This window comes from uncultured Salinibacterium sp. (genome assembly GCF_963974405.1).
In the GTDB taxonomy this organism is placed as follows: Bacteria; Actinomycetota; Actinomycetes; order Actinomycetales; family Microbacteriaceae; genus Rhodoglobus.
In genome coordinates this window covers 1-3,390 of the sequence record NZ_CAXBBH010000007.1, presented here as the reverse complement: position 1 = coordinate 3,390, position 3,390 = coordinate 1, and the positions used below count along the sequence as shown (strand labels likewise).

Genomic DNA, 3,390 nt, shown 5'->3' with positions numbered 1-3,390 from the left:
TTCATAGATTTATTTTTTATAGAATGGCATCAGAGCGCCTTCGGCTTTGATGGGTAGTCCTGCGGACCAGTCGGGGGTGTCTGAGATTAGGTTCTCTAGCTCGGTGACGTTCATGTCGTCGCTTGTCTTTTCGCAAAGCATTTCATCATGTACAAGCATAAAAGCCTCATAGCCTGCTCTTTCTGCATTGATTGCGCCGTGGGCCATGATGTCACCAGCTACAGCTTGCGTGACGTTCTCCAGAAGTGAGCCTCCGTAGGTGTGGCGCCACTCCCATCGAGCGGTTCCTTTGCCCCAAAACTTCACGGAGGTGTTGAAGTTGTCGTTGAAGTTTGGCTTCTCGTCGTCGCCTGTGTAGGTGATAGACGCCCGAGGGTACACGAGAATGTGGTCGCTCGGTAGCTTGCAGATGAGCGCGGGGAACCCGTAGCTCTTGGTGAATTGGAATTTTACGAGCTTCGTCGCATAGAATACTTTCCCGGGATTGCGGATCGCGTCTTTCGCAGCAGTGTCGAAGCTGCGCCAAGCGTTGACGATCTCCGGATTCGCGTCGCGCCATGCCGTGATTGCTCTGTCTGCGAGGTCGTCGTACGCCATCGCGTACCACTCGGAGGCAGTCGGCTTGTCCATGTCTGCGACGCGGTGGAGATTTCCGTCCTCGTCGGCGTAGCGAACGAAGACCATGCGCTCGGGCGCTCCGCTCGCGTCTTTCGTATCGACGTGCTCGAAGAGATGGCTTTTCTGATAGCCTACGTTCCAAGGCTCGCGGAGTTTCGCGGCTTCTCGTTTGTCTGCGAGTCGTGCAGGGTAGCCGGCTTTGAATGTTTCGATGATGTCGCTCGACAACTTGGTCCCCCATCCTTCGATCGTGGCGCGAAACTTGGGGCGACCCATGCCGAAGCCTGCGCCAAGAATCGCAGCCTTGCCTAGTTGGCGCTTCTCTGAGTTGCCCGCGCGGTGTTCTGCGAGAACTTGCTCCGGCGTGGAGCCGAAGATCTTCGCGCCCATGTCTGGGTAGGGACACTCACCACGGCGGAACAGGTCCAGCGTTCTCTCACCACCACATAGCCACGGGTTGACGCGTGCCTCGATGGCGGAGTAATCCGCCTGCAACATTGTTGACTCAGGAAACTTGATGAAGTGACGGATCACTGAGACGATGACAGACAAGAAGTCTCCGAACATGGCTTCGATCTCGTCGACGCCGAGCCCCATCTGGATCGCTGAGTATGCTTCTTCGGTGAATTTGATACGCGGCTTGGCGAAGTTCTGCGGCTGAATGATGCGACCGCTCCACCGGTGAGTTCTCTCAGCACCGGACCACAAGAGCGAGCCACGGACGCGGCCATCTGGACACGCCGCAGAGATCAGCGTCGGGATCTTCTTGACGGCAGCGAAGGCCACGAGAGAACGAATCTTCAGCGCCTCGACGACTATCTGGTCAGCGTTGTCCGCGTCACGTTCGAGGAACTTCTCGACTGTCGCGGCTTGCAGGTTGTCGTAGGGATAGCCGAGAGGCTTCGCCCATGCGATAATCTTCGCGCCTTGTGTGGGGTTGAGGCCGACCAGCTCGCGGAACTCCTGCACCTTCTTGGCGCTGTACTCGTTGACCAGTCGGTCGCAATGCTTGAGCGTCTCGACATCTACCGGGACGCCTCGGTCGTTGATGCGTGCGTCTAGTTGGAAGCTCGCCAGAACTGCGCCAGTAAGCTCGAACTTGTGGAGCGTGGCTGTGATCTCTTGCTCGGCTTCCACGTCGCGGACGCAGTAATCGACGAACCGCTGGAACTCTTCGGGCTCGTCGTGCGGGTAGATCCTGACGCGCTGGTCGCTCTTGGTTGGCTTGCGTGGCACAGAGAATTTTTGTATCAGTCGCCCGCCTTCCTTGTCTTTCGCTTTCTCGATGCCGAGGAACTCGCCACACTGAGCCAAGCTTGAAGGGATCGCGGCGCGTCTAGCCATCGCAGCGGAGCAACGCCAGACGCTCAGGTCGGGGCAGTCGATGCCGAGTTGACGAGTGAGAACGTATTTGCAGATCGCGGCCTCAAACTGGCTGTTGTGTGCGTAGATGATAGAGCCAGTATCGACGGCCTTGCGGAACATCTCGATGGCTTCGTCGCCCCCGTTGGTCGCGTCCCATGTTACCGGGGGCGCTCCGTCTTCACTGATTGCAAAGATCAGAATCTCGGTTGAGGGGTCAGCCGCGTAACGATACGCGCCGACCTTCTTAATGTTGGCTTCGCTGTAGGTCTCGAAGTCTAGGGAATAAGCCATGTTATTTTGTTTCGTAGTTCCACACGCCTCGGGCTTCTTCGATGTCGTCATGGCTTTTCATGATGAGCCGGACCTCCTCACGGAGCATAGAGTTGTTTTTCATTACTCGGCAGATTTCTTCAGCGACTCTGCGGCGGTATGCTGGCGGAGTCTCGAACGGGACGCGGTTGGTGTCTATTTTACTCATAATCTATTTAGTTTAATTAGTTTGTATCTATTAGTGAAAAGCCGCTAGGTGGGAGGCCCTAGCGGCTTGGGGGTTTATCAGGGGGTTCTAGATCGCGTCTTCGTCGAACTCGTTTGCTGTCTCCAGTTCTTCGAAGTCGTCGCCATCGACTACAGACGCGCCGCCGAAGCGCTCGCCTTCTTTGATGAGCTGTACCCCTTCGAGCGCAGCCGATACGATCTTACCGACTCCGGGGATGTCGCAAGCATAGACGTCGATAATGACGTTTACATAGTCACCGCTCGCAAGGTCGCCAGCTTCAGCAGGTCGTTTGGATTGGTTCAGGACAAGGAGCTGGCCGGCGTCGTTGTTCTTGGTGCGCTGGATCTGGCCGGGCTTCTTGTTGGCGGAGATGAGGAAGCTGTCCTCGTCGATGCCGCTGTAGTACTCGCCCTCGTTGTCCGTGTAGGCGTCGCGAGTTCCTGAGCCATCTGCTGGGTTGTATGCCCAGTTCTTGACCTTGACCAGCTTACCGAATTTGTCCTTGATGACCTTCGGGATGATCTGCGAGCCGAGAAGCTCGTGACCGACTGCGGGCTTGCCCTTGTTATCAGCTCCGAGGAGCTTGACGGTGGTCTCGTCTGAACAGATGAGAGTCACGTCGAATTTCTCAACCTGTCCTTCACTATGGGAGCGTGGCGTGAAGATGTTGCAGAATGAGAGGCGTGCGTTTTGGATCATTAATTTCATATAATTATTATTTTTATTATTATTATCGTTGTTTTGAGGTGGGGCTGTTTAGCAGGTCGCCCCGTTCACCTTGTGAAAGTTTGCAAGAGGCATTGGTCGGACTAATTGTTCAGGTCGTTTTACCAATGCCCCTTGCGTCGGGATATGTAAAAGAGCATTTCTGCTCTGATTGTTCAAGATAAAAGTTCGATTTCTTTTTC

General features: G+C 55.3%; 2 protein-coding genes. Both read right to left on the bottom strand.

Annotation, left to right across the window (positions count from 1 at the left end):
- Positions 1-9: 9 nt before the first annotated feature.
- A complete protein-coding gene (locus AACZ26_RS13260; protein ID WP_339622284.1) occupies positions 10-2,274 on the bottom strand; it encodes a hypothetical protein in 2,265 nt (754 codons plus the stop codon).
- Positions 2,275-2,548: 274 nt separating this feature from the next.
- Entirely contained in the window at positions 2,549-3,190 is a 642-nt protein-coding gene (locus tag AACZ26_RS13255; protein ID WP_339622282.1) for an ssDNA-binding protein, read from the bottom strand.
- Between the last annotated feature and the right edge of the window lie 200 nt (positions 3,191-3,390).

Bases quoted from the DNA above. Each gene is read 5' to 3' on its own strand.
- AACZ26_RS13255 (WP_339622282.1), bottom strand. From the start codon at position 3,190: ATGAAATTAATGATCCAAAACGCACGCCTCTCATTCTGCAACATCTTC.
- AACZ26_RS13260 (WP_339622284.1), bottom strand. From the start codon at position 2,274: ATGGCTTATTCCCTAGACTTCGAGACCTACAGCGAAGCCAACATTAAG.